This is a genomic window from Halosimplex pelagicum (assembly GCF_013415905.1).
Classification (GTDB): domain Archaea; phylum Halobacteriota; class Halobacteria; order Halobacteriales; family Haloarculaceae; genus Halosimplex; species Halosimplex pelagicum.
The window spans coordinates 2804117-2828342 of sequence record NZ_CP058909.1 but is presented as its reverse complement, the minus strand read 5'-3'; the positions used below and the strand labels follow the sequence as shown (position 1 = coordinate 2828342).

Genomic DNA, 24226 nt, shown 5'->3' with positions numbered 1-24226 from the left:
ATTCGATGAGCGATAGGATATTACGGCAGGGCGTCGTAGCTACGAGAGATGAGCGGAGAGACGAAGCGATCCGGGAGCGAGGCGGTGGGGTGGGCGGCGTTCGCGGGGGTCGTGTTCGCGGCGTCTGCGGCGGTGTTCGTCGTGCCGTGGTTCGGCTGGCCGTCCGTCTCGGGCGGCGACGGGTCGCTCGCACTCGCGAGTCTCCTGGCGGCCGGAATCGTCGGCGCGGCGAGCTGGCTCGGCGTCGAACGGTACGCCGGCGGACGGCCGATACTCGGTGGCGCGGCGGCCGGGGTACTCACCGGTGTCCTCGCGCATCCCGTCGCGTGGTTCCTCGGGCCGATACTGGACCTGGAGGTGCAGGCGGGGGGATCGGTGTTCCTGACGCCGTTCATGTCGGTCTACAGCCTCCTGTTCGTCGGCTGGCTCACCGTTCCGCTGGGCGCCGTCGCGGGCCTGGTGACCGGCGTGGTGCGCGTCGCGGTACAACGGTGGACCGGTCGGAGGGTCGTCGACTCCGGCAACGTCGAGGACGGGCCGAACACCCCGTAACGGCGGCGATTCCCCACGCGGGACGGTGGTCCGATTCGACGCGGTCAGTCCGCGCGCTGGGCGTCGGAACCGCCGGCGACGACGATCCCGTCGAGTTCACCGAGGTGGACGGCTCCCGGTCCCGGCTCTCTGATTTCGTGTACCATCACCGCTCGGGTTTCTCATATACGACAACCGCGTTGCACCGAATCGCTCACCCGCTCGCCGCGGACGACTCTGTCCCGTCGCCACCGTGCCGCCAGCCCCGATAGAGCAGGTAGATCCCGGCGACGAGCAGGACGACCGCGAGCGCGTCGAGCCCGTCGTTCAGCGTCGTCCCGGTCGGGACCGGTCCGTCCCCCGCCACCTGAAGCAGACCGTAGGCCAGCCAGGTGAGACACATCCCGAGGTAGATCGGTAGTTTCCGGCCCGCTATCTCGCCGCGCCGGTACCGGACCGCGAGCACTCCGACCAGGAGGAGGTACGCGACGACCAGCGCGTAGTCGACGATCTCGGGGACCATCGGGCGAGCGTTCGTCGGGCGGGGGTAAGTGTCTGTGGGCCGATCGGGCGGAACCGGTGGGAAGGTGGTCAGTCCGCGCGCTGAGTGCCGAGGCCGCCGGCGTCGGCGACGGTCCGGTCGGTGACGAACGAGAGGCCGACGACGAGGGCGGCGAGGACGAACGTCGTCGCGGTGCCGACGACGTCGGGGACGCCCCAGAGGTGGCGACTCAGTACCATGTCGACGTAGAGGACGGCGGTGCCGGCGGCGGCGACCGCGCGGAACCGGAGGAGGTTCGCGGGGTCGACGGCGTCCTCGCTCCAGACGAGCAGCGCGACGAACGCGGCCAACAGGGCGAAGGAAGCGGCGTAGTAGGCGATCTGGTTGGTCGGCGGGTGGCCGAACACGGGGACGAAGTCGAAGACGGCGTGGAAGGCGACGAGGCCGCCGGCCAGACCGGCGACCGTGCGAACCCACTGGACGCCGGGCGCGCCGAACATCCGGGCCGTCGCGTAGACGAGCAAGGCGAAGATGACCGTCGCGGTGGTGAAGTGGGCCGTCATGATCGCGGGGTTGAATCCGCGGGGGAACATGCCGCCGGCGGTCGTGGTGACGCCGCCGAGGAGGATCTGGACGGGCAGGATCGCGATGGCGGCGGTGACGCTGTAGCGGACGCGGCGGTCGTCCTGCCAGCGCCAGACGCCGTAGAGCCACCCCAGCAGCAGGAAGCCGACGACCATCGCGACGAAGCGGTGGAACCACTCGAAGAAGCTCGCCCAGTTGGCCGGGAACAGGCCCAGCCAGCCGTCGCACAGCGGCCATCGAGTCCCGCAGGAGAGCCCGCCACCGGTCGAGCCGGTGTGCAGACCGAGCAGGATGAGGACGAACGTCAGCGCCGTCGTGACGCCCGCGAGGGTCCGGAAGCGGCGGGTCATGCGCGGCGCTTGGACGCCCACGGACTTTACTCCCCTCATTTCCACGCCGCCGACCCACCCCAGCCGGACCGTCGCGTCCCCGCTCCGGGACCCGAGCCCGTGCCACCGATCCCCACCGGTGAACGGCGTCCCGACACCGTTCCCGGCCGCGGAACGCGTTCCCGAGCGGGTAGGCGGCTTTCACGGTCGCTCGGCCGTGGAAATCACCGCGTCACGACTTCGACGAACGACGTTCTTCCAGTCGTCATTTGGCCCAACGCGAAAGTTTTTGCCGGTCCCGTCCGCGGATCGGATATGGGACTCGACGAGGACGCACTGGAGTATCATCGCACAGAGCCGCCCGGGAAACTGGAGATCGCGACGACCAAGCCGACGAACACCCAGCGTGACCTGCAGCTGGCGTACTCGCCGGGTGTCGCGGCGCCGTGTCTGGAGATCGACGAGAACTCGGCCGACGCCTACGAGTACACGGCGAAGGGCAACATGGTCGGGGTCGTCTCCAACGGGACGGCCGTCCTCGGCCTCGGCGACATCGGCGCGCAGGCCTCCAAGCCCGTCATGGAGGGCAAGGGCGTGCTGTTCAAACGGTTCGCCGACATCGACGTGTTCGACGTGGAACTCGACGAACACGACACCCAGGCCTTCATCGACGCCGTCGCCGCCATGGAGCCGACCTTCGGCGGGATCAACCTGGAGGACATCAGCGCGCCGGAGTGTTTCGTCATGGAGGAGCAACTGCGTGAGCGGATGGACATCCCCGTGTTCCACGACGACCAGCACGGGACCGCCATCATCTCCGGCGCGGCCCTGCTCAACGCCGCCGAGATTAGCGGCAAGAGCCTCGAAGACATGCGGATCGTCTTCTCCGGCGCCGGCGCGAGCGCCATCGCGACCGCCCGCTTCTACGTCTCGCTGGGCGCCAAGAAGGAGAACATCCTCATGTGTGACTCCTCGGGGATCATCACCGAGGAGCGCGCCGAGGCCGGCGACGTCAACGAGTACAAACGCCAGTTCGCCCGCGACGTGCCCGAAGGGGACCTGGCCGACGCGATGGACGACGCCGACGTGTTCGTCGGCCTGTCGATCGGCGGCATCGTCTCCCAGGAGATGGTCCGGTCGATGAACGAGAACCCGGTCATCTTCGCGATGGCCAACCCCGACCCCGAGATCACCTACGAGGACGCCAAGTCCGCCCGCGACGACACGGTCATCATGGGCACCGGCCGCTCGGACTACCCCAACCAGGTCAACAACGTCCTCGGGTTCCCGTTCATCTTCCGCGGCGCGCTCGACGTCCGCGCGACCGACATCAACGAGGAGATGAAGCGCGCGGCCGCCGAGGCGCTGGCGGAACTCGCTCGCAAGGACGTGCCCGACGAGGTCGTCAAGGCCTACGGCGACCAGCCGCTGCAGTTCGGCCCCGAGTACATCATCCCCAAGCCCGTCGACCCGCGCGTGCTCTTCGAGGTGGCGCCCGCCGTCGCCGAGGCCGCCATGGAGTCCGGCGCGGCCCGCGCGGAACTCGATGTCGACGAGTACGTCGAGACGCTGGAGGCCCGCCTCGGCAAGTCCCGCGAGATGATGCGCGTGGTGCTGAACAAGGCCCAGAGCGACCCCAAGCGCCTCGCCCTCGCCGAGGGCGCCAACGAGAAGATGATCCGCGCGGCCTTCCAGCTGCAGGAGCAGGGCATCGCCGAGCCCGTCCTCATCGGCGAGCGCGAGGAGATCGAGACGACGAAGGCCGACCTCGGACTGGAGTTCGAGCCGGAGGTCGTCGACCCCGAGAGCGGCGACTACGAGGAGTACGCCGAGCGGCTCCACGAGCTCCGCCAGCGCAAGGGTATCACCCGCAGCGAGGCATCCGAACTCATCGAGAACGACACCAACTACCTCGCCAGCGTGATGGTCGAGCAGGACGAGGCCGACGCGATGCTAACCGGCCTCACGCATCACTACCCCTCGGCGCTGCGCCCGCCGCTGGAGGTCATCGGCACCGCACCGGACGCCGACTACGCGGCCGGCGTCTACATGCTGACGTTCAAGAACCAGGTCGTCTTCTGCGCGGACACGACGGTCAACCTGGACCCCGACTCGGACGTGCTCTCGGAGGTCACGAAACACACCGCGAGCCTCGCGCGGGACTTCAACATCGAGCCCCGCGCCGCCCTGCTGTCGTACTCGAACTTCGGCAGCGTCGAGAACGAGGGCACCGCGAAGCTCCGCGGCGCCGTGAGCGACCTCCACGACGACCCCGAGGTCGACTTCCCGGTCGACGGGGAGATGCAGGCCGACACCGCCGTCGTCGAGGACATCCTCAACGGCACCTACGACTTCGCCGACCTCGAAGACCCGGCGAACGTCCTCGTGTTCCCGAACCTCGAAGCCGGCAACATCGGCTACAAGCTCCTCCAGCGCCTGGGCGGCGCCGACGCCATCGGCCCGATGCTGGTCGGCATGGACAAGCCCGTCCACGTCCTCCAGCGGGGCGACGAGGTCAAGGACATCGTCAACCTCGGCGCGGCGGCCGTCGTCGACGCCCAGCAGCAGGAAGAAGAGGAGTAGGCGTCCGGCGCCGCAGGCGCCGGTTCACCGCTCGAACTGAGTGAGGGCGGCGGTTCACTGCGCCGCACAAGATATTTTATTCGCGTACTCGTCGCTCCGAACACGTAGCGATGGACAAGACCGTCGACATCTCCGGGGCGCCGACGCGGGCGTTCCAGTATCTGCTGTCGAGTTCCTTCGTGTTCGCGGTGCTGTTCGTCGGGGCGTTCGCGCTCTGGAAGGGGCTCCTCGCGCTCGGCATCACCGTCCCGCGAGCGAACGGCACGGTCTGGCCGGTGGTATTCGCGGTCCTCTGGGCGGCCCTGACGGTGAAGTGGGTCCGTTATCTCCGGACGGCCGACGGGGAGTGGTGGGGACCGGTGCCGCGCGACCAGTATCTCGGGCGGTTCGCGGGCTACGGCGGGCTGGCTCGGCACAGCTGGGAGCGGTCCATCGAACGGTTGTACGATGACGGGGACGACCGCGACTAGTCGCTCGCGCTGCCGCGGTCGGCTCGAGAGGGCGGCGGGTAGCGGTCGTCGCCGGCGGTGGCGGGTTCGTCGGGGAGCAGACAGCGGTCGGGTTCGCTGTTGACGTGTGCGTACTCGTCGGGGGCGTTGGCGAGCGGGTGGGCCGGGTTGTACCCGCTGTCGATGCGGGCGGCGCGGATCTCCGCGAAGTCGCGCAGCCGGGAGCTGATGCCCCGCCAGTGGAGGCCGATCGCGGGCGGGTGGGTCACCGAGTGAGTCGGCTCCAGCTCCGGGTCGCGGTCGGTCAGGACGGCGGCGTTGACGTTCTCGGCGAGGACGTCGTGATCGATGAGGACGCCGATACTCGCGTCCGCCGGCGAGCGGGCGGCGAGCACGTCGAGGCCGAGGTGGAGCGCCCGGTACTCGGCGACGTTGTTGTCGGGGGCGCGGTTGGGCACCGACAGCCGCGCGACGCGCTCGCCGTCGCGGGTCTCGATGACGACGCCGAGCCCGCCGGTGAACTCGCGGGCGTCGTCGCCGGGCGCGGTGCCACCGGCGGCTCGATAGGAGCCGTCGGTAGCGAGATAGAAGTCCCGGTGGTGCGTACGAGGCGGGTGGGCGATGTGCGGCGTCGGTGCCTCGTCGAACAGGTCCCGAAGAGTCGGCCGGCCGTATGCGGCCATACGACTCCTTGGTGGCACGGTAATTTAAACGTACGGGGGAGTCGGGGGGTCGTCCCGTTCCGGTCGCTCGGTTTCGACTGCTCGGCCGGACGAACCGCGACGTGGGGCCCGTTCGGCCCCGGAGCTCGACCCGGAAACCCGGACCCGAAAGGTTCAGGCCCGCTCGCCCGAACCACGGAGCGTGTCCACGTACCGCAACCTCGGACTGTTTCTGGCGCTGTCGGCGCTGTGGGGCTCGGCGTTCGTGGCGATCAAGGCCGGGTTGGCGGCGTTCCCGCCGGTCCTGTTCGCGGCGCTACGCTACGACGTGGCCGGCGTCGTGATGCTGGGGTACGCGGCCCTGCGGGCCGACCGCTGGTATCCGCGGGGCCGCGACGAGTGGGCGACCGTCGCGACCGGCGCCGTCCTGCTGATCGCCGCCTACCACGCGTTCCTGTTCGTCGGCGAGCAGGGGACGACCAGCGCCGCCGCGGCGGTCATCGTCAGCTTCTCGCCGGTGCTGACGACGGTGTTCGCCCGCGGCCTGCTCCCCGAGGAGCGGCTGTCGGCCGTCGGCGTCGCGGGCATCGTCCTCGGGCTCGTCGGGGTCGTCGCCGTCGCCCAGCCCGACCCGGCGACGCTGCTGACGCGCGAGACGCTGCCGCAACTGCTCGTGTTCGCCGCGGCGCTATCCTTCGCGCTGGGTAGCGTGGTGACCACGTACATCGACGCGGGCGTCGAGATCGAGACCATGGAGGCGTGGTCGATGCTCGGCGGCGCCGGGCTGATGCACCTCCTCAGCCTCGGACTGGGCGAGTCGTTCGGTGCGATCACGTGGTCGCCGACCGCGCTGTGGTCGCTGGCCTACCTCTCGGTCGGCGCCAGCGCCGCCGGCTTCCTCATCTACTTCGACCTGCTGGAGCGGCTCGGTCCCGTCGAGATCAACCTCGTCTCCTACGTGGCGCCGCTGTTCGCCGCCGTCACCGGCTTCCTGTTCCTGGAGGAGGTCGTCGACGGCTGGACCGCGGCGGGCTTTTGCTGTATCTTCGTCGGCTTCGTCCTGATCAAACGCCGGGCGCTCGGGCGGGAGATCCCGCGGTTGCGAGCGGCGATCGCCGGCTCGGAGGAGTAGCGGCCATGGGGAAGATCACTCCGCTGGAGGGCGGTTCCGAGGGCGCGACCGTTCGGCTGGAGGTGTCCGGGCGGTCGCTCGACGGGTCAGTCGCGGTAGTGGGGGTGGCCGACGAGCAGTGCGACGACGTTCAGCGCCAGCAGGGCGACGAACGCGTCGGTGTACGGCTCGGCGGACAGGCCCGTCGCCAGCAACAGCGGCAGATGGAGGAATGGGAGCGCGACGGCCGCCCAGAAGGCGGCGCCGGTGATCGGCGCGACGATGCTTCTGCCGACGTCTGAGACGCCGACGTCGGCCTGGTCGAGCGACGACGTGAGGTCGGACGAGCGACTTGACATGCGGGGGAACCTCGTACTTCCACGATAGCGCGGTATTACCTTATAACCGTCCGAGTCTTCCGGTTATTTCACAACGTTTCACACGAACGACGCGCGCGTATAGACGTTTTACTAACCCCCGATTTCGTTTCATCGCCGGCGGAGAAACGGCGAGACGTTTTATCGAGCGAGCAACTCCGTTCTCGTCATTCGAACGACGAATACTGTGTGATCGGTTGGCGAACGTACGCGTTCGGGCGGTCGGCTCAGCCGAGGAGCGACACTCCGACCTCGTGGGGGCCGTACGGTGTCTCGACGGTGGCGGTGTCGCGGACGTGGTCGGTGACGGTCTCCCGCCAGGTCGCGACTGCGTCCTCGTGGCGGTCGTGGTGACGCTCGACGGTGTACTCGGTGTCGGGCTCCGCCCGAAGTTCGTCCTCGGTGTCGGCCGGGCGCGGGTAGGTCGGCGCCGCGTCGTCGAGCAGCGATTCGGGGTCGACGTGCAGCGGCGCCGGCGACTCGTCGTACTCGCCCGTCGCGACGTGCAGGCGAGCGCGCATCCGACCGCTGAACGGCGGCGTCGCCCGCAACACGACCGGTCGGTCGCGTTGACTCCGAGCCTCTAGCGCGGCGATCACGTCTTCGACGGTCACCGCCAGCGTCCGGATCCGCCGCGGGTCGTCCGACGCTTCGTCCATCGACGGACACCAAGGCGTTCGCCGACATAACGCCGTCGGTGGGACGAGTCGGAGGGGCGAGTCGGGGGGGGCTGACCCGTCCCAATTTTCACGCGCGATAATTCATGGGGTGGTTTTATGAACTGGTTCGTCCGATAGTCGATAATCCGTTCGTCCAAATCACGGGACTCACGATGACAACGCCGAACAGCAACTCCGGAGACGAAACCGTGCTCGTCGTGGACGACGAGCGCGACATCGCCGACCTGTACTCGACCTGGCTGGCAGAGGAGTACGAGGTCAGGACAGCGTACGGGCCCCACGAGGCGCTCGAGCAGGCCGACGACGAGGTCGACATCGTCTTCCTCGACCGGCAGATGCCGGAGATGAACGGCGACGAGGTCCTCGAGGAGCTGCGCGCGCGGCGCCTCGAGTGCCGAGTCGTGATGGTGACAGCCGTCGACCCCGACTTCGACATCGTCGAGATGGCGTTCGACGACTACCTGACCAAGCCGGTGATGCTCGACGACCTCCACGGCGCGGCCGAGCGGATGCTCGACCGCGAGAGTTACGACGAGCGCATGCAGGAGTTCTTCTCGCTCGCCTCGAAGAAAGCGACCCTCGAGGCCGAGAAGGACTTCGTGGAGCTCCAAGACAGCGAGGAGTACGAGCGGCTCGAATCCGAGGTCGAAGACCTCCGGGAAGCGGCCGACCGGACGGTCTCGGACCTCAGCGAGACCGAGGACTTCGAGACGCTCTTCCAGGAGTTCCCCGGCGACGCCTGACGGCGTTCGCCACCGCGATCCGACGGATTTCTCCGTGCGCGTCACGCTCGACGAACAGTCGCGACTCCGCGGTGTGAGCGACGGAAGGTATGCCCGGGGAGGGCTCCGAACCCTCGATCTCCGCATGTCCCAGGTCCGAGGCTGACGGGCCTCGTGGGGGCATGCCGGCCTGCCGCGCAAGGAAACCCTATGAGTGCGGCGCTATGTCCAGCTAAGCCACCCGGGCGCATTCCATCGTACCGCGGTATCGGTCTTTAACCTTCTCATATCCGCCGGGCGATTCGCCGTCATGCCCCCGCCGTCGCGTCGTTTCGGTGACCCGTTCGCGGATAGGTCGTCCGCCCGCGCCGCGACCGGTCGGGTTCCCACCCCCGGATTTATACACCAGGACGGGTACACCTCAGGCATGGACATCCCGGACCTCGTCGAGGGTGTACTCGACGGGGAGGAGATCCAGGCCGGCGTCTCGCTCGGCGACGAGGACGCGGTCTGTCTCACACCGACGCGAACGCTCGTCTATCGCGGCGAAGGCCTGCTCAGCGACGAAGCGGTCGAGGAGTACTCCCACGACATCGAGCAGCTCGCGGTCTCGGAGGGCCGCCGCAAGACGAAGTTCACGATGCAGTACATCGACGGCACCCGGTCGTTCACGGTCCCGGCCAACCGCGGCGAGAAGGTGCTCGAACTGTTCCTCGAGGGCGTCTTCAAGCTCGACGGCGTCATCGAGGCCCGCGAGTCGCTCGCCGGCGTCTACCGGTTCAGCGAACTCACGCTCATCATCGCCGAGGGCCGGCTGATCAAACACATCGGCAACCAGGTCTGGTCCGAGGACTACGAGGTCTACGCCTACGACGACGTGACCGGTCTGGAGTTCGAACGCGCCAGCGTCGCCACCAGCATCGCTCTCTCGGTCGGCGGTCGTCCCCAGCGGATCAAGGTGCCCAACGACAAGGCACCGGTCGTTCGGCAGACGCTCGAGAAGGCGCTGTTTAACTACTACGACGTCGCCAACATCGACGAACTCAACCGCGTCGTCGGCGCCGACGACGCGGACGCGGGCGGCGTCGACGCCGCGACCGAAGCCGGCGGCGACGACTTCTCGTTCGGCGACGACTTCGACCCGCTCGTCAGCGACGAGGCCGAGCTGACCGAGTCCGTCGACGCCGACGAGCGACTCGCCGGGGGCGACCCGCAGGCCGGCGAGCAACCGCCGCGAGAGCCCGACCGCCAGCCGGGCGGCCAGTCATCCGACCCGACCGCCGGTCAGTCGCCCGACACGGCGGGTGGCCAGACCGCCGACGCCGACGCCGGTGGGACCGGCGAGCCGGCGACTCGCGGGTCGAACGCGAACGCCGGGGAAGCGGCAGGAACCGACTCCCCGAACCGGGCCGATTCGAGTGCCGAACCGGCGAACGCGGAGTCGGCGCCGGAGCCGGGCGACACCGCCGAGTCGAACGCGGGGACGGACGCTCGGCGGAGCGAGGCCGACAGCGGGGCGACCGGGGGGACCGACACCTCGCCTCCCGACGCCCAGCAGGCGGAGCCCCGGCAAGCGGACCAGCGGACTCGCTCTCAGCGGGGGGACTCCGAGCAGGCGAGCACCCAGCGGACCGACGCCGCGGGCCAGGCGGGTGGCTCGACCCAGGGTCGGGCCGGCGAGGCTTCGGCCGACGGCACCGCGACCGCGGACGCCGTCGAGGGGTCGGACGACGCGTCGCCACCGCGCTCGTCGGCGGATTCGGCAGCGACGGCCGGGGACACCGACGAGGTGGAGCCCGCGCCGGTCAGTCGCGAGGAGTTCGAGGCGATGGCCGAGCGGCTGGACGAGCTGACCGACGCGGTCGACCGCCAGAACGAACTGCTCAAACGGCAACACCGCGCGCTCAAGCAGCTGGTCCAGCAGCGCGACTCCGAGTAGGGTCGACAGGCGGCGGGAGCGGCGCGACCGGGGCGGCGGTCAGTCCTCGTCGCGACCGGTGACTTTCCTGATACACGAGGAGCCGAACGGGCCGTGGTCGCCGGCGTCGAATTCGATGAAGTAGCCCGTGGTGATGCCGGCGCCGCAGCGCTGGCAGGTGAACTCCCCCTCCTTGCTGACGACGTCGCCGCCCTCGAAGCCGACGTAGTCGCCGGTCGTCGGGACGACGGTGTCGCCCTCGCGGTCGATGACGCCGCGTCGCTCGGCGGTCTCGAGGATCTCGCGGGTGACCGCCGGGTCGCTGGTCACGGTCTCGATGCGGTCGACGGCCTCGGCCAGCGACAGCTCGGCGTGTTCGAGGTGGGCGAGCAGTTCGACGCCGAGTTCGACGCGGTCGTCCACGCTCTCCGGTGGGGTCGCCCCCGGATTAAGCGTTTCCGGGTTCGGCGCCGCTGCTCCGGAGGTGCTGCGGCGACCACAAGACTTGTGCCGGCGGGGACTGGACCGGGAACGATGGCAGTCAGTCGAGCGACGCGCCGGCAGGTTGGCGGCCTCGCGGCCGTCGCCGTGGCGCTCGCGGCCGGAGCGGTGGTCTTCTCGCCGGCCGCGGTACTCGAGTCGCTCGTCGCGCTCTCGGCCGACCCCTGGCGCTTCCTCGCCGTGCTCGCCGTCCTCTACGTCGCCCGACCGCTCGTCCTGTGGCCGGTCAGTCTGCTCTCGCTGACGGTCGGGTACGTCTACGGCGTGGCGGTCGGGGTCCCGGTCGCCGCCGCGGGACTCGCGGTCTCGACGGCGACGCCGTTCCTGGTCGCCCGCCGGTTCCGGACCGAGGAGGGGATCCTCGGACGGACGGCCGGTGTCGGCGACCGCGTGGTCGCGGCGACCGGCGGCTTCCGCGGGCTCGTGGCCGCGCGGCTCGCCCCGATCCCCTCGGACGTGATCTCCTCGGCGGCGGGTCTCTCGGGGATCTCACCGCGGACGTACCTGGCCGGGACGCTCGTCGGCGAGACGCCCTGGATCGTCGGCGCCGTCGTCGCCGGCGCGTCGATGCACACGCTCTCGGTCGAGGGGCTCGACCAGGGGATCGCCCTGGTCGCCGCCGCGACGGCCGTCTCGGGGCTCCTGCTGGCCGGACCGACCTATCGGCTGGTCCGCGAGCGCTACGACCTCGGCGTCGACGTTCGGTAGCAAGCGACCGAGGTGCCGCTCAGTAGAAGGTGTCCGCGCAGTCGTAGACGACGCCGTGTTCCGGACAGACGTACTTGCAGTGACGGTGAGTCATCGGCCGCTCGCAGATCGGACAGGGCCGGCCGCCTGCGTCGCTCATATCCTCGCCTCGGACCGACGGCGCTTGAGCCTTGTTCTCCGGCGGTCCTCCTCGCCGGTTCCGACCGCCGGCGCGGTCAACCCGAACGAATTCTAGAGAGAGTCCGAGCGGTTTTCGAACAACGCCTATCCGTGGGTAGTCGCCAGTGGGACCCATGACAGGAGACACGCCGCTGGCCGAGCGGTATCCGCCGGGAGTCGGCACGGTCGCTATCGCCGTCGCCGCGGGCGTGGCCGCGCTGCTCGGCTCGTTCGCCGCGGTCGGCTTCGCACCGGGGTTCGTCGTCGCACCGGTCGAGAGCACGCTCTCGCGGGTGATGCCGGGCGCCGTCGTCACGTTCGCGATCACGGTGCTGGGCGACCTCGGACAGCAACTCAACCTCGCGACGGCGGGGACGATCGTCGTGATACTGTACGCACAGGCGGTCGTCGTCTCGGTCACGCTCGGTCGGTGGCTCGACGAGCGCGCCGTCCCGCTGCTGGGCGGCCCGGCGCTCGTCTGGGCGGTGACGGCCGCGCTGACCGGCCGACCCGTCCTCTCGCTCGGCGCGGCGGTCGGCGCCGGCGTCGTCCTCGCCGTGACCGACATCTCCGCATCCCGGGGACCCGCGACTGAACGGGCTCCGTCCGGCGGACGCCGGCGCGTGCTGACCGCGGTCGGCGCCGCGCTGGGTGCGAGCGCGTTGGGCTACGTCGTCGGCCGCGACGGGACCGCGGCGGTCGGCGGCGGCTCGGGCGGGGGCGACACCGGCGACGGCGACCGTCTCCGCGGTGACCCGGCTATCTACGGCAACGTCGAGGTACCGACCTTCGACGCGAGCGACCAGCTCGCGGCCGCCGAAGAGCGGACGTTCGACCTCGACGGGATGGAACCGCTCGTGAGCGAGCGCTTCTTCAACGTCTCCTACAGCTCCGTCTCGCCGACGCCCGACGCCGCCGAGTGGTCGCTATCGGTCACCGGCGAAGTCGACGAGGAACTGTCCTACGACTACGCCGACCTCGCCGAACGGGAGTTCCAGCACCGGTTCGTCTCGCTGCGCTGCGTCGGCGAGTCGCTCAACGGGCAGAAGATGGACAACGCCGTCTGGAGCGGCGTCCCCATCGCGTCGCTCATCGAGGACGCGAAGCCGAACTCGGACTGCGAGTGCGTCATGGTCCGAGCCGCGGACGACTACTACGAGGAGTTCCCGCTGGAGGCGCTGGAGACCGGCTTCCTCGCGCTGGGGATGAACGGCGAACCGCTCCCGCGAAGCCACGGCGCGCCCGTCCGCCTGCTCGTCCCCGGCCACTGGGGGGAGATCAGCGTCAAGTGGATCACCGAGATCGAGTTCCTCGAACGCGAGGCCGACGGCTACTGGGAAAAGAAGGGGTGGCACGGCACTGGCCCCGTGGAGACGGTCGCCAAGCTCCACGCGACCACCCGGACCGAAGACGGCCGTATCGCTGTCGGCGGGCACGCCTACGCGGGGACCCGCGGCATCGACCGCGTCGAGGTGTCGACCGACGGCGGCGACACCTGGGCCGACGCGGAGCTCACCGAGCGCCTGCCCGGCGCGACGGGCGCGGTCGAGGACCCGCCCGAGACCGCCGAGGACGCCTGGCGCCAGTGGCGCTACGCCTACGACCCGCCTTCGGGGAGCCACGACGTGGTCGTCCGCGCCACGGACGGCACCGGGACGGTCCAGCCGAGCGAGGAACGGGACGCCTACCCCAGCGGGGCGACCGGGTGGGTGAGCGAGACGGTCGACCCGGGGAGCGTGGGGTGAGGTGGCGGACGGCAGTGCGGCGCCCGTGGGAGGAACCAGCACGCCTAAAACGCAGGCGGGGGACAGGACGGTACGAGCGTCGATGGAGAAGGCACTCTGGTATCTGCTCGCCGGCACGCGCGGCGGGGAGAACCGCGCGCGGATCATCCGGTTGATCGACGACCGGCCGCGCAACGCTAACCAGCTCGCCGAGGAACTCGACGTGGACTACAACACCGTGCGCCACCACCTCGACGTCCTGCTGGACCACGACGTGGTCGAGCGCGGCGGCGACGACTACGGCGCGATGTACTTCCTCACGGACCGGTTCGACCACCACCGCGAGGAGTTCGAGACCATAACCGACCAAATCGAGTGATACGATGGCGATGGAACCCTGGCTCACCGTTGCGACCGCCCTCGCGGGGCTGAACGCCCTGTTACTGGTGGCGCTCGGCGTCGTCTGGCTGCGTAACTACCGAACGTTCGGCACCAACCTCATCCTCGGCCTGCTCGCCTTCGCCGGCGTCATGCTGCTGGAGAACCTCGTCGCGATCTACTACTTCTTCAGCATGCAGATGCTCTACGCCGCCGACCCCGTCGCCCAGCAGGCCGTCGTCGTCCTCCGCGCCCTGCAGTTCCTCGCGCTGCTGTTTCTCACCTACGTCACGATGCAGTGATCCGAGTCCGCTCGACTCGATATCTCGACCGACCACGATTTTCTCGCTGTTCGACGTTCTCGATGGCGCGTGCTGTCGAGCGGTGCGGTCGGCGCGTGCTGGAGCGCGCTCTCGTGCGCGCGACGTAGCCGCGCGAGGGATGAGAGAGCCGAAGGCGAGCGAATCGGCTGGGGAGGCTCGTGGCCGTCTGCGGTCGCTGTGCGGCGCCCTTGCTGTTGCGGTCGCGGTCCCTGGTGGACTGAAAGGGCGAGGCGCGCTCGCGTCGCTAGTCGCCTGAGCGGGCTACTATCCGCGCGGGCCGTGCTGAGAGCGCGGATCTCGCTCAGCGACCGCGAGCGCGCCGAGGGCTTTCACCGCCTGCTGTCGCCTGCAGTCGATCCAATTGCTAGCGAGCGGGTCGAGGGCGTTCGTCGCTCACCGTCGGCCCGGTATCGCTCGGAACGACTCGCCGCTCGAACGATTGCACCCTTCCATCTACAGTTGAACTGAAGACTCGCAGCCGGAGAGTCGCGCCCCGACCCGTGGACTGAAAGCCCGTCCGGACGACCGACCGTTATGGTACGCACCGCGATCAACCTCTACTCGGTTCGCGACCTGGACCTGCCGATGGGAGAGATCCTCGAACGCTGCGCGGCGGCCGGCTACGACGGCGTGCAGTTCTCCGGCGGCTTCGGCGGCCTCTCGGCCGACGAACTCGCCGACCGCCTCGACGACCTCGACCTGGCCGTGACGGCGGCTCACGTCGACGTGGACGAGATGGAGTCCGACCCCACCGAAGTCGCCTCCTTCCACGAGACCGTCGGCGCCGACGGGGCGGTCGTCCCGTGGCTCGGGCCCGAACAGTTCGAGTCCCGCGAGGCGACGCTGGAGACGGCCGACCGGGTGGACGCGATCGCGGCCGACATGCTGGAGCAGGGCTTCGACCTGCACTACCACAACCACGACCACGAGTTCGTCGCGTTCGACGACACGACGGGCTTCGAGGTGTTCGCCGACCACACCGACGCGCTGCTGGAGCCCGACGTGGGCTGGATCGAGACGGCGGGCCACGACCCCGTCGAGATCCTCGAACGCTACGGCGACAGCGTCGAGATCGTCCACATGAAGGACATGGCCGACGGCGAGTTCTGCGAGATCGGCGACGGCGACGTGGACATGCAGGCGTGTGCCGACGCCGCCCGCGGGGTCGACGCCGAGTGGCTCGTCTACGAGCACGACGAGCCCGAGGACCCGGCGGCCTCCATCGACACCGGCGCCGAGTTCCTCGCCGGGCTGTAGGCCGCGACCGAACCGGGCGACCGTGGCCGTCGCCCCCGGGCGGGCCGCGTCCGCCGGGCGGCGAAAGGTTAAGTCGGGCGTTTCCCAACCGGAGGTATGGCACGGGCTGGCGGTCGTCGAGTCGTCGCCGCGGTAGTCGCGGTGTTGCTTCTCACGAGCGCGGTCACCGGAGGCGGCCTCGCGGCCGCTTCGTCGACCGAGAACGCGGCCGCTTCGTCGACCGAGAACGGGTCCGTCTCCGAACCCCGACTCGAATCCGAATCGCGGCAGTTCGCCGCCGACACCGCCCCGTCCACCGACCTCGGCCAGCCCGCCGAGCGGGTGAGCAAGTCCGTCACCGCGTCGGGCGGGTCGGCCGCCGCGGTGGGGACCGACGCGGTGTTCGAGCGCGCGCCGGCGAACGTCACGGCGGTGCAGGAACTCCGGCTGACGCCCGAGGAGCCCGGTGAGATCACGGTCGTCCAGCGCTACCGGGTGCCCGACCGGGTGTCCTCGCTGAAGCCCGAACTGCCCGAGGCGGTGACCGTCACCGGGACGACGGGCTTCTCGCCGGGCAACGGGACCGTCTACGAGTGGGACGGCAACACGTCGAATCCGTCGGTGACGTTCGCGATGGAAGTCAACGAGACGGTCGAACTCTCGGGGCCGGAGGGGGCCCAGGGGCGGTATCTCTTCGTCGACGCCGGCGAGTGGGCGCTGGTCCGCCACCCAGCGGTGCCGACGAGCTGGTCGTGGAGCGGGGCGGCACCGGTCGGCATCACGCGCGCGACGCGGACCGCGGGCGAGGGCTACGTCGGGGAGTGGATGGCCTACCTCGGCGCGGTCGCGACCCGCGAGCGGACGGCCCACGGCCAGCGCTTCGAGCTGGTCGTCCCCGAGCAGGCGACGCTGACCGAGTCGCCCGACGCGATCTTCGACTCGCTGGCGGCGGCCGGCGACCGCATGCGCGTCGGCGACCGCGACCCGGTCGTCAACGTCTTCGCCGCGCCGACGACGACCGTCCGGTGGGGCGTGCGCGGGCTGCAGTACGGCGACCGCGACATGTGGGTCCGCGACGCCGAGCCGCTGGCGACCGCCGAGAACACCTGGCTCCACGAGTACGTCCACACTCGCCAGGGCTACGAGGCCGCGTCCTCGGCGCGATGGACCAACGAAGCGTTCGCCACCTACTACGCCGCCCTGCTCGCGCTCGAACAGGACCGCGTCGACTTCGCGGCGTTCCGCGAGGCGCTGCGGCCGGGGACCGTCCGCCCGCAGTCCGACGCGGTCCTGACCGAACCGCGGTCGTGGGTCGACGCCGCCAACTACCTGAAGGGGAGCCTCGTCGCCGGCGACACCGACCTGCGGATCCGGCTGGCGACCGACGGGACGCGGTCGCTCCAGGCGGTGTTCTCGGCGATGAACGCCCACTCGGGCCCGGTCGACGCGCGCGCCGTCTTCGAGTCGGTCGGGACGGTCGCCGGCCCGGAGGTCCGCCGGGCGGCGGTCACCTACGCGGGCACCGAGCGGACGCCGGACCTCTGGTCGGCAGCGACTCACGCCGAGGCGTTCGGGTCGACGCCCGCACTCGTCGAGGTCGGGATCGCGACCGAACCGGGCGCCCTCTCGGTGAGCGGCCCCTACCGTAACGTGACACGCTCGGGGTCGGAGCTGACCCTCTACACCGGCGAGACGCTGACGATGACCGGGGCGGTGACCAACGCCGGGGGCTCGGCCGGCGGGTACGAGGCGCGGTTCGTCGTCGACGGCGCGGTCGAAGCGTCCGAGAGCGGGACCGTCGCGCCCGGCGAGCGAGTGACCTACCGGTTCGACCGGACATTCGACGAGCCCGGCGACTACACCCTCGCCGTCGGCGGCGACCGCGTGACCGTCGAGGTGTACGAACCCCCTCGGGCGACCGTGACCGGCCTCTCGGCCAACCGGACGGACCTGTCCGGGCCGGGCGCGGTGGCGTTCACCGCGACGGTCAGCAACACGCACGGCGTGCCGGCGCGCGCGAACGTCACCCTCCGCGGCCCCGACGGCCCGATCATCGACCGCAGGGTCGCACTCGACGCGGGCGAGAACCGGAGCCTGAGCGGCGTCGTCCGCCTCGACCGCGGCGAGTACGAGTTCACGCTCGGGAGCGCCGACCCGCTGGTCGTGACCGTCGGCGACGTGGGCGACGACGGCGACGCGGGAGACGGCGCCGGCGGCGACGGCGGAACCTCCGGGTTCGGTCCCGGATTCGGCCCGCTCACCGGCCTCGTCGGCCTTCTGGGCGCGCTGGCGCTGCTCGCCCGGCGATGGGAGTGAAGCCAGCGCGGCCCGCGGCGCGTTCCTATTCGTCGGCGACTTCGACGGCGTCGAGCGTCGCCAGCGTCCGGTCGACGAGCGCGTCGGGGGTCCGCGCGAGGACGAACGCGATCGGTTCGTTGCCGTAGCTGCCGCGGTCGACGACCGCCGCGGGCGTCCCGTCGACGGCGTCGAACGCGGTCTCGACGCCCCACTCGACCGAGTCGGCGCGGTCGTCGGCCGGGTCGAACTCCGCGACCGGTCCGTTCAGGTCGGCGAGCGCGCTCGCGACCGCGTCGTCGTATCGGAGGTTCGCCGCGAACCGCAGGTCGGGGTCGTGCTCGCGGGCGGCCAGCAGGAGGCGAGCGACGTGGGTCGACGCGCCGAACCGGACGCCGCGAGTGGGCTCGACCCCCGAGCGCGTCCGGGTGACCCGCCCCTCGACGGCGGCCGTCTCGCCCGGCCGTTCGGCGTAGGGGGTCGCGCCGGCGACGTTCGTCCCGACCTCGGGGACCAGCGGGCCGATATTCCGGTCGACGAACGCGCGGACGACCCCCTCGACGGCCTCGGCCGTGTCGTCGCGGGCCGCGCGGTCGCGCAGTTCGACCGCGTGGTGGACCGCACCCGGCCCCTCTCCCACGTCGAGGTTGTACCGGACCGCGCGGGCGAGCAGGTCGACGCCCGCGGCGACCGCCGACTCGACGTCGTCGCCGTGGGCCAGGCGGGTCGCGACGGCCGACGAGAGCGTGCAGCCCGAGCCGTGGGTCGCGTCGGTGTCGACCCGCGGATGGCGAAACGTCTCGACGCTGTCGCTCGTGACGAGCACGTCGACCACGTCCGCCGAGTCGCCGCCCGCGATGTGGCCGCCCTTGACGAGCGCGGCGTCGGCGCCCGTCTCGACGAGGCGCTCGCCGGCCTCGCGCGCCTCGGACTCGTCCGCGGGGTCGATCCCGGTCAGGACGGCCGCCTCGTCGGCGTTGGGCGTGACGATGGTCGCCTCGGCGATCAGGTCCTCGTAGGCCGACTCGGCCTCGCTGGCGAGCAGGCGGTCGCCCGAGGCGGCGACCATCACCGGGTCGACGACGGCGGGCGCCGCGGTCTCCCGCACCCGGTCGGTGACGAGTTCGACCACGTCGGCGGTGGCGAGCATCCCCGTCTTGACCGCGGCCACGTCGAAGTCCGACAGGACGGCGTCGCACTGGGCGTCGATCTCTCCGGTCGGGAGGACGTGCGTGCGCTCGACACCGGTCGTGTTCTGGGCCGTGACGCTCGTGATCGCCGTCGTCCCGAAGCCGCCGCCGGCCTCGATCGTCTTCAGGTCGGCCTGGATGCCGGCGCCGCCGCCGGAGTCGCTGCCCGCGATGGTCAGGACGACCGGCGGCGAGACCGGCGCGTCGCGTCGTGTCATGTCCGGGTGTTTCCGTGCCGACACCAAATGGCTGACGAGAGACGACGCCGGCGGGCGGCGACGGGCGACCGGTGGCCGTCGAGTGGCGACCCTCGGGTCGCGACGGCGAACGCTCCCCGCAGGCGCCTGGCAACTACACACTAACGCCCGCCGGCCATGGACTCGACCATGGAACTGGAACTGGCCGAGCTGGGGGAGTACCTCGAACAGTTCGACTACCCCGTCGACCGCGACGAGCTGGCGGCCGCCTGCGACGACGTCGAGGTCGAACTCGCCGAGGGCGAACGGAACCTCGGCGGACTGCTGGCCGACGCGGGCGCGGACCGCTTCGAGTCGGCCGACGACGCCTACACGGCGGTCCAGAACGACCTCCCGCGCGAGGCGGTCGGCGAACCGTACCAATCCGAGGGCGAGGGATAGTCGGCGCGGCTCCCGGGTCGCGACGATCTGCCCTCAGCGCGCGTACGCCTCGAAGGGGTTGTCGCGAGTGAGCCGCCGGACCGTCGCCTCGTCGACGCCCGCCTCGCGGAGTTTCAGGAGGAACGTCTCCGTGAGGTGGGTGTACGGTTTCTGCTCGCCCCCGTCGGGCTCGGAGGGGTCGTACCAGCCCCGGTCCTGGCTCAGGAGGACCCGGTCGGTGTAACCGGCCTCGACCAGCCGACGGACCCGGTCGACGTAGTCGCCGTCGTCCTGGTCGTCGCCGCCGATCCAGTCGAACTCGACGTAGGCGCCGCGCTCGGCGACTTCCCGGTGATACCGCTCGTCGTCGGCCTGGGCGTGGATCCAGACGAACCGCTCGGGCGAGTAACCGACTTCCTCGACCACGTCGAGCTGTTCGTGGACGAGCTCGCCGTGGAGCGTGTGGCTGCCGATGGCCGCACCCGTCCGCTCGCCGGCGCGGGCCGCGGCCCGCAGGATCTTCGCCTCGTCGGTCGAGAGGCCGGTCAGGTCGTCGTCGTCGGTGCTGACCTTGATCCACGCCGCGCGGACGCCCGTGTCGTCGACCCCTTCGGTGAGGTCTTCGACGAGCCACTCGGTCAGTTCGTCCTCGCTCGCCTCGCGGGCCCACTCGGGGATCGACGGCTCCTGATAGATCCCGGTCGGGACGACGATCGGGAAGTCGGTCGCCTCGGACACCGCCAGATCGATATCGACGCGGCGACCGACGCCCTCGGGCGTGGCCTCGACGAGCGCCGTGACGCCAGCGTCGCGCGCCCGTTCGATCTCCGGCGCCATCACCTCGACGACCGCCTCGGGGTCGGCGTCGCGCCAGTTCGCTTCCTCCATCGGCCCGAGGTCGACGAAGACGTGCTCGTGCGGGAGTATCAACCCGAGGTCCTCGCGAGCCAGCAGCCCCTGCGTCGTGTGCAGCTCCATGGGGCTCGACAGGACCGCGAGGGCCCTAATCCCTCGCCCACCGGCGAGTCCGGCCACGATCCTCGGGGACCGATCGGCGGCGCGGCTGGGGCCGATACTAGGTTCCCTTATACTATATTGAGGATGTATACCACACCCACGGCAAGGTTTAACTCCCCGAACGACTGCTATCGAAGCGAGCGATGTCCGAGACGCAGCGGCCAACCGAACGCGGGGCGGAACAGTGCGGGACCTTCGAGACCATCGACGGCGACCTGGTGCTCTACGACCGGGAGAACGCCAACGCCTGGATCCAGGCCAGCTACGCGATCGACTTCGAGGACGTGCGCGCCACCGGACCGGCCGAGTAGCTCCGCTCTCCTTCTCAGCCGACCGTGATCATCGTCACGCCGCCGATAGCGAACGCCGCGGCGACCAGTCGGACGCGGAAGTTCTCCTCGCCGAGGACGACCCCGCCGAGCAGGACGGCGACGACGGCCTGCGTGTTGACGACCGGCGACGCCAGGCTCGCCGACAGCGTCGAGAACGCCAGCATCACGAAGTGCTCCGCGACGGCCAGCAACAGCCCGGCGCCCGCGAACAGATGTAGGTCCGCGCGGACGCCGCCCCCCTCCCGGTCGGGCCATCTGCGGGCCGCCAGCGGCGCCAGCGCCAGCGGCACCACCGCGAACATGACGAGGTTGAACGTCTCCGGCGGCACTCGGAGCTCCTGGGTCAACACGCGCTTGCCCACGTCGACGACGCCGAATATCGCCGCGCTGGCGAGCGCCAGCTGGGCGGGCCGGGAGTGGACCGCCCGGACGAACGGGTCCAGCAGTTTCCCGGGCTCGTAGTTGGCGACGTACACGGCCGCCGTCGCGACGACGACGCCCGCGATCTGGACCGCCGACAGCCGCTCGTTCAGGAAGACGAGTTCGATGGGGAGGACGAACACCGCGACGATCTTGCTGATCGGCGCGACGTAGGACACGTCTCCGACGGCGATCGCACGGAAGGAGGCGAGGAAGGCGAGGATCGACCCGCCGACGGTGAGGACGAACATTCCGACGCCCGGCGCCCCGAAGCCGGCCGGGAGGAGGCTTCCGTCGCTCGCGACCGCCGCGATCGGCAGGTACCACAGCAGCGACGCGGCGAACGTGACCGTGACGTACACCGTCGAGGGGTAGTCGTCGAAGTAGCGTTTGATGCAGAACAGGTAGACGCCGAGGATCAGCGACGCCGCGACCGCATAGGCCAGTCCCGGTTCGAGCCCGAACACGGCAGACGGTTCGTGCGGGCGACAAAGAGCGTTCCCGTCCGGCCTCGTCGCGACGGCGAACCGGGGAGGGGATCCCCCTCTACACGCCGGGGACGCCGACGCCGGAGAAGATCCCGAGCCCGAGCGGTCCGAGCACCGCGAACACGACGACGAGCGTCAGCCAGGCGACCACCGCGATGGCCGCGGCCTCGACCCAGCCGCCGTCGTACATCACGTTCAGGACGCCGAGATAGGCGACGAACGTCAGAATTGGCCCCAGGAACGGGACCCATCCGAAGAACGTCCCAACGAGCGCCCAGACCAGCGAGCCAAATATCGCGGTCGTGACGGCCTTCTCGTAGCTGCTGCCGCCGCCGACCAGTTCGGCGCCGACGTAGATGCCGATTCCGCCGACCAGTACACCGACGACGAACGTGATCAGCCCCGTGACGAGTCCCATGCGCGAGGTCACGATCCGCTCGCTCAAAAAGGTGGGCGTCGAGCGGGGCGGACGAGGGCGACCGGTGGGCGGTCGCGGCGGCGCGGCGGGATCGCGCGAGCGCTCGACCGTCGTGTCGGACCGACCGCGGTCCGGGTCCGGGACCGAACCAATAAACCCGTGGGACGCGACTCGGCGAACAGATGGCGTTCCGGCGATTTCTCAGGGGCACGGTCCCCTGGCCGACGCTCGAAGGGGCGGTCCGGGAGGTGATGGACCGCTACGACCTGGAGACGGCCAGAGTCGTCTTCCTCGACGCGGACAACTGGTTGTCGACGCCCTGCGTCGTCAACGACGAGCTGTTCGTCAAGGTCGTCACCGAGCAGAACTCGCTGGTCCACGCGCTGCTGACCGCCGGGCGCAACCTCGGCGCCTTCTCCTCGGGGACGGAGGGCTTCTTCGAGCGCTTCGACGCGCCCATCGAGATGGCCGAGCACGAGCTTGAGGCCAACGAGCGGATGCGCGAGATCGGCGTCAGCGCCCCCGAGCCCAAGGAGGCCTTCGAGTACGACGACGTGGCCGTGATGGTCCTCGAATACCTGCCGGACTTCCGGTCGCTCGACGACCTGCCGCCCGACGAGGTGCGGACTCACGCCGTCGAGCTGTTCGAGAACCTCGAACGGATGCACGACAACAACCTCGCCCACGGCGACCTCCAGCGGGAGAACGTCCTCGTCTCCGGCGGGGAGCTGTACTTCATCGACGCGACGAAGGTCGACGAGGGCGCCATCGAGGACGCGCGCGCCTACGACACCGCCTGCGCGCTGGGCGCGCTCGAACCCCTGATCGGCGCCCGCGACGCCGTCGCCGCCGCGCTGGAGGTCCACGACCCCGACTCGCTGATGGCGGCCCGCGAGTTCCTCGACTTCGTCAACATCCGCCCCGAACACGACTTCGACGGCGCCGCCGTCAAGGGCGAGATCGAGAAACACGCCGCCTGAGCGGGGGCCGACCGCGACCGCTCGTCACTTCTCACGCGCGCTCGCGGTCAGGTAGATCCCCCCGAGCACGACCGCACCGCCGGCCACGGTCCACCGACCGGGGACCTCCGCGAGCAACAGCAGCGCCAGCACGGTGCTCCCGACGGGTTCGCCCAGCAGCGAGACGCTGACGACCGAGGACTCGACGTGTTCGAGCGCCCAGTTGATCACCGTGTGGCCGAAGATCCCCGGCCCGACGGCCATCGCGAGAAAGAGGAGCCACTCCCTGCCGGCGTAGCCCGCGAGGGGGTCGCCCTGCGCGACGACGATCGCGCCGAGGACCGCGGCGCAGACGGCGTAGACGACGGTGACGTAGGGGACGAGCGCGACCCGTTCGCGCAGCGACCGGCCCGCCAGCACGTAGACCGCCATCATCACCGCGCCCGCGAGGGCCAGCGCGTTGCCCGCCAGCGGGTGCGGGCCGACCGCTGTCCCCGCGAGGAACTCCCCGACGGACATGACTGCCGCGCCGGCGACCGCCAGCACGATCCCCCCGATCTTCGGGAGCGTCAGCCGCTCGTCGAGGAAAGCGGCGGCGCCGACGGCGACGAACAGCGGCTGGGCCTGGACGAGCGTCACCGAGGCCGCGACGCTCGTCCACTCGACCGACTGGAACCACGCCGCGAAGTGGATCGCCAGCGCCACCCCGGTCGCGCCCGCCGCCAGCGCGTCGCCCCGTCCCAGCGACCGCAGCGTCTCGCCGTGCCGTGAGGCGGCCAGCGGCGCGAGTAACCCGACGGTAAAGAGTACCCGGTAGAACGCCGCCACCGTCGGCGGCGCCGCGCTCCAGCGGATCAGGATGGCGCTGGTCGACACCGCCAGGACGGCCACGACTAGCGCCGCCGGCGGCGAGACGCGCGCTTCGAGCCGCTTCGAGAGCGTCTCGCCGGCCATTGGCGACCCTTTCGGCAGCGGCCCCTTTCGTCTTGCGGTGGCCCGCGATCGCCGGGCA

27 protein-coding genes and 1 tRNA gene are annotated in these 24226 nt (G+C 70.4%); 15 read left to right on the top strand and 13 right to left on the bottom strand.

Annotation, left to right across the window (positions count from 1 at the left end):
- The first annotated feature begins 48 nt into the window (after window positions 1–48).
- Complete coding sequence (locus HZS54_RS14160) at window positions 49–552, top strand: hypothetical protein (RefSeq protein ID WP_179917765.1); 504 nt, start codon at window positions 49–51, stop codon at window positions 550–552.
- A gap of 193 nt (window positions 553–745) precedes the next feature.
- Here the strand turns inward: HZS54_RS14160 and HZS54_RS14155 are convergent, their stop codons facing one another.
- Window positions 746–1054, bottom strand: coding sequence for a hypothetical protein (locus HZS54_RS14155; RefSeq protein WP_179917764.1), 309 nt, complete (start codon window positions 1052–1054; stop codon window positions 746–748).
- A gap of 68 nt (window positions 1055–1122) precedes the next feature.
- Window positions 1123–1968, bottom strand: coding sequence for a COX15/CtaA family protein (locus tag HZS54_RS26070; protein ID WP_218927073.1), 846 nt, complete (start codon window positions 1966–1968; stop codon window positions 1123–1125).
- A gap of 294 nt (window positions 1969–2262) precedes the next feature.
- Between HZS54_RS26070 and HZS54_RS14145 the strand changes: the two genes are divergently transcribed.
- Complete coding sequence (locus HZS54_RS14145; protein ID WP_179917763.1) at window positions 2263–4530, top strand: NADP-dependent malic enzyme; 2268 nt, start codon at window positions 2263–2265, stop codon at window positions 4528–4530.
- A 110-nt stretch (window positions 4531–4640) separates the two neighbouring features.
- Window positions 4641–5000, top strand: coding sequence for a DUF8000 family membrane protein (locus HZS54_RS14140; RefSeq protein ID WP_179917762.1), 360 nt, complete (start codon window positions 4641–4643; stop codon window positions 4998–5000).
- On the opposite strand, the gene HZS54_RS14135 is transcribed toward HZS54_RS14140, so the two are convergent.
- Window positions 4997–5662 carry a ribonuclease H family protein gene (locus HZS54_RS14135; RefSeq protein WP_179917761.1) on the bottom strand — a complete coding sequence of 222 codons (666 nt, stop codon included), beginning with the start codon at window positions 5660–5662 and terminating at the stop codon, window positions 4997–4999. The two genes, HZS54_RS14140 and HZS54_RS14135, sit on opposite strands and share 4 nt — an antisense overlap.
- 181 nt (window positions 5663–5843) lie before the next feature.
- Here HZS54_RS14135 and HZS54_RS14130 point away from each other — a divergent pair, with 181 nt between their 5' ends.
- Window positions 5844–6773, top strand: coding sequence for a DMT family transporter (locus HZS54_RS14130; protein ID WP_179917760.1), 930 nt, complete (start codon window positions 5844–5846; stop codon window positions 6771–6773).
- An 86-nt stretch (window positions 6774–6859) separates the two neighbouring features.
- Here the strand turns inward: HZS54_RS14130 and HZS54_RS14125 are convergent, their stop codons facing one another.
- Together HZS54_RS14125 and HZS54_RS14120 are read right to left on the bottom strand one after the other, a co-directional pair.
- On the bottom strand, window positions 6860–7111 hold the full coding sequence (locus HZS54_RS14125) for a DUF8028 family protein (RefSeq protein ID WP_179917759.1): 252 nt from the start codon (window positions 7109–7111) through the stop codon (window positions 6860–6862).
- A 245-nt stretch (window positions 7112–7356) separates the two neighbouring features.
- Entirely contained in the window at window positions 7357–7788 is a 432-nt protein-coding gene (locus tag HZS54_RS14120; protein WP_179917758.1) for a DUF8009 family protein, read from the bottom strand.
- A 173-nt stretch (window positions 7789–7961) separates the two neighbouring features.
- Between HZS54_RS14120 and HZS54_RS14115 the strand changes: the two genes are divergently transcribed.
- Entirely contained in the window at window positions 7962–8552 is a 591-nt protein-coding gene (locus tag HZS54_RS14115; RefSeq protein ID WP_179917757.1) for a response regulator transcription factor, read from the top strand.
- Between the two features lie 90 nt (window positions 8553–8642).
- Here the strand turns inward: HZS54_RS14115 and HZS54_RS14110 are convergent.
- Window positions 8643–8778: transfer RNA gene (locus tag HZS54_RS14110), tRNA-Met, on the bottom strand.
- Window positions 8779–8958: 180 nt separating this feature from the next.
- Here HZS54_RS14110 and HZS54_RS14105 point away from each other — a divergent pair.
- Window positions 8959–10470 carry a DUF7115 domain-containing protein gene (locus HZS54_RS14105; RefSeq protein WP_179917756.1) on the top strand — a complete coding sequence of 504 codons (1512 nt, stop codon included), beginning with the start codon at window positions 8959–8961 and terminating at the stop codon, window positions 10468–10470.
- Window positions 10471–10509: 39 nt separating this feature from the next.
- Here the strand turns inward: HZS54_RS14105 and HZS54_RS14100 are convergent, their stop codons facing one another.
- Window positions 10510–10872 (bottom strand): DUF5830 family protein, encoded by a 363-nt coding sequence (locus HZS54_RS14100; protein WP_179917755.1) that lies wholly within the window; start codon window positions 10870–10872, stop codon window positions 10510–10512.
- 111 nt (window positions 10873–10983) lie between these two features.
- On the opposite strand from HZS54_RS14100, the gene HZS54_RS14095 reads away from it, so the two are divergent.
- Window positions 10984–11658 carry a TVP38/TMEM64 family protein gene (locus HZS54_RS14095; protein ID WP_179917754.1) on the top strand — a complete coding sequence of 225 codons (675 nt, stop codon included), beginning with the start codon at window positions 10984–10986 and terminating at the stop codon, window positions 11656–11658.
- 19 nt (window positions 11659–11677) lie between these two features.
- On the opposite strand, the gene HZS54_RS26585 is transcribed toward HZS54_RS14095, so the two are convergent.
- The gene (locus HZS54_RS26585; RefSeq protein ID WP_006885078.1) at window positions 11678–11797 is read right to left on the bottom strand and encodes an HVO_2523 family zinc finger protein; all 120 of its coding nucleotides are present in this window, start codon (window positions 11795–11797) and stop codon (window positions 11678–11680) included.
- Window positions 11798–11951: 154 nt separating this feature from the next.
- On the opposite strand from HZS54_RS26585, the gene HZS54_RS14090 reads away from it, so the two are divergent.
- From HZS54_RS14090 to HZS54_RS14070, 5 genes are all read left to right on the top strand, one after another.
- A complete protein-coding gene (locus HZS54_RS14090; protein ID WP_179917753.1) occupies window positions 11952–13562 on the top strand; it encodes a molybdopterin-dependent oxidoreductase in 1611 nt (536 codons plus the stop codon).
- Window positions 13563–13644: 82 nt separating this feature from the next.
- The gene (locus HZS54_RS14085; protein ID WP_179917752.1) at window positions 13645–13920 is read left to right on the top strand and encodes a winged helix-turn-helix domain-containing protein; all 276 of its coding nucleotides are present in this window, start codon (window positions 13645–13647) and stop codon (window positions 13918–13920) included.
- Between the two features lie 4 nt (window positions 13921–13924).
- Window positions 13925–14221: a DUF8036 family membrane protein gene (locus tag HZS54_RS14080; RefSeq protein WP_179917751.1), complete on the top strand. Its 297-nt coding sequence runs from the start codon at window positions 13925–13927 to the stop codon at window positions 14219–14221.
- 555 nt (window positions 14222–14776) lie between these two features.
- Window positions 14777–15499, top strand: coding sequence for a sugar phosphate isomerase/epimerase family protein (locus HZS54_RS14075; RefSeq protein ID WP_179917750.1), 723 nt, complete (start codon window positions 14777–14779; stop codon window positions 15497–15499).
- Window positions 15500–15595: 96 nt separating this feature from the next.
- Window positions 15596–17794: a PGF-CTERM sorting domain-containing protein gene (locus HZS54_RS14070; protein ID WP_179917749.1), complete on the top strand. Its 2199-nt coding sequence runs from the start codon at window positions 15596–15598 to the stop codon at window positions 17792–17794.
- Between the two features lie 25 nt (window positions 17795–17819).
- Here HZS54_RS14070 and thiD read toward each other — a convergent pair whose 3' ends face one another.
- Window positions 17820–19181 carry a bifunctional hydroxymethylpyrimidine kinase/phosphomethylpyrimidine kinase gene (gene thiD / locus HZS54_RS14065; RefSeq protein ID WP_179917748.1) on the bottom strand — a complete coding sequence of 454 codons (1362 nt, stop codon included), beginning with the start codon at window positions 19179–19181 and terminating at the stop codon, window positions 17820–17822.
- Window positions 19182–19349: 168 nt separating this feature from the next.
- Between thiD and HZS54_RS14060 the strand changes: the two genes are divergently transcribed.
- Window positions 19350–19601 (top strand): DUF5789 family protein, encoded by a 252-nt coding sequence (locus HZS54_RS14060; RefSeq protein ID WP_179917747.1) that lies wholly within the window; start codon window positions 19350–19352, stop codon window positions 19599–19601.
- Window positions 19602–19634: 33 nt separating this feature from the next.
- On the opposite strand, the gene HZS54_RS14055 is transcribed toward HZS54_RS14060, so the two are convergent.
- Window positions 19635–20558, bottom strand: coding sequence for a phosphotriesterase family protein (locus tag HZS54_RS14055; protein WP_179917746.1), 924 nt, complete (start codon window positions 20556–20558; stop codon window positions 19635–19637).
- A 182-nt stretch (window positions 20559–20740) separates the two neighbouring features.
- On the opposite strand from HZS54_RS14055, the gene HZS54_RS14050 reads away from it, so the two are divergent.
- On the top strand, window positions 20741–20908 hold the full coding sequence (locus tag HZS54_RS14050) for a DUF7331 family protein (protein WP_179907845.1): 168 nt from the start codon (window positions 20741–20743) through the stop codon (window positions 20906–20908).
- Window positions 20909–20922: 14 nt separating this feature from the next.
- On the opposite strand, the gene HZS54_RS14045 is transcribed toward HZS54_RS14050, so the two are convergent.
- Window positions 20923–21816: an EamA family transporter gene (locus HZS54_RS14045; protein ID WP_179917745.1), complete on the bottom strand. Its 894-nt coding sequence runs from the start codon at window positions 21814–21816 to the stop codon at window positions 20923–20925.
- A gap of 79 nt (window positions 21817–21895) precedes the next feature.
- Window positions 21896–22255, bottom strand: a complete 360-nt coding sequence (locus HZS54_RS14040) for a hypothetical protein (protein WP_179917744.1) — start codon at window positions 22253–22255, stop codon at window positions 21896–21898.
- Between the two features lie 182 nt (window positions 22256–22437).
- Here HZS54_RS14040 and HZS54_RS14035 point away from each other — a divergent pair, with 182 nt between their 5' ends.
- Complete coding sequence (locus HZS54_RS14035) at window positions 22438–23235, top strand: RIO1 family regulatory kinase/ATPase domain-containing protein (protein ID WP_179917743.1); 798 nt, start codon at window positions 22438–22440, stop codon at window positions 23233–23235.
- Between the two features lie 24 nt (window positions 23236–23259).
- Here the strand turns inward: HZS54_RS14035 and HZS54_RS14030 are convergent, their stop codons facing one another.
- The gene (locus HZS54_RS14030) at window positions 23260–24168 is read right to left on the bottom strand and encodes a DMT family transporter (protein ID WP_179917742.1); all 909 of its coding nucleotides are present in this window, start codon (window positions 24166–24168) and stop codon (window positions 23260–23262) included.
- Between the last annotated feature and the right edge of the window lie 58 nt (window positions 24169–24226).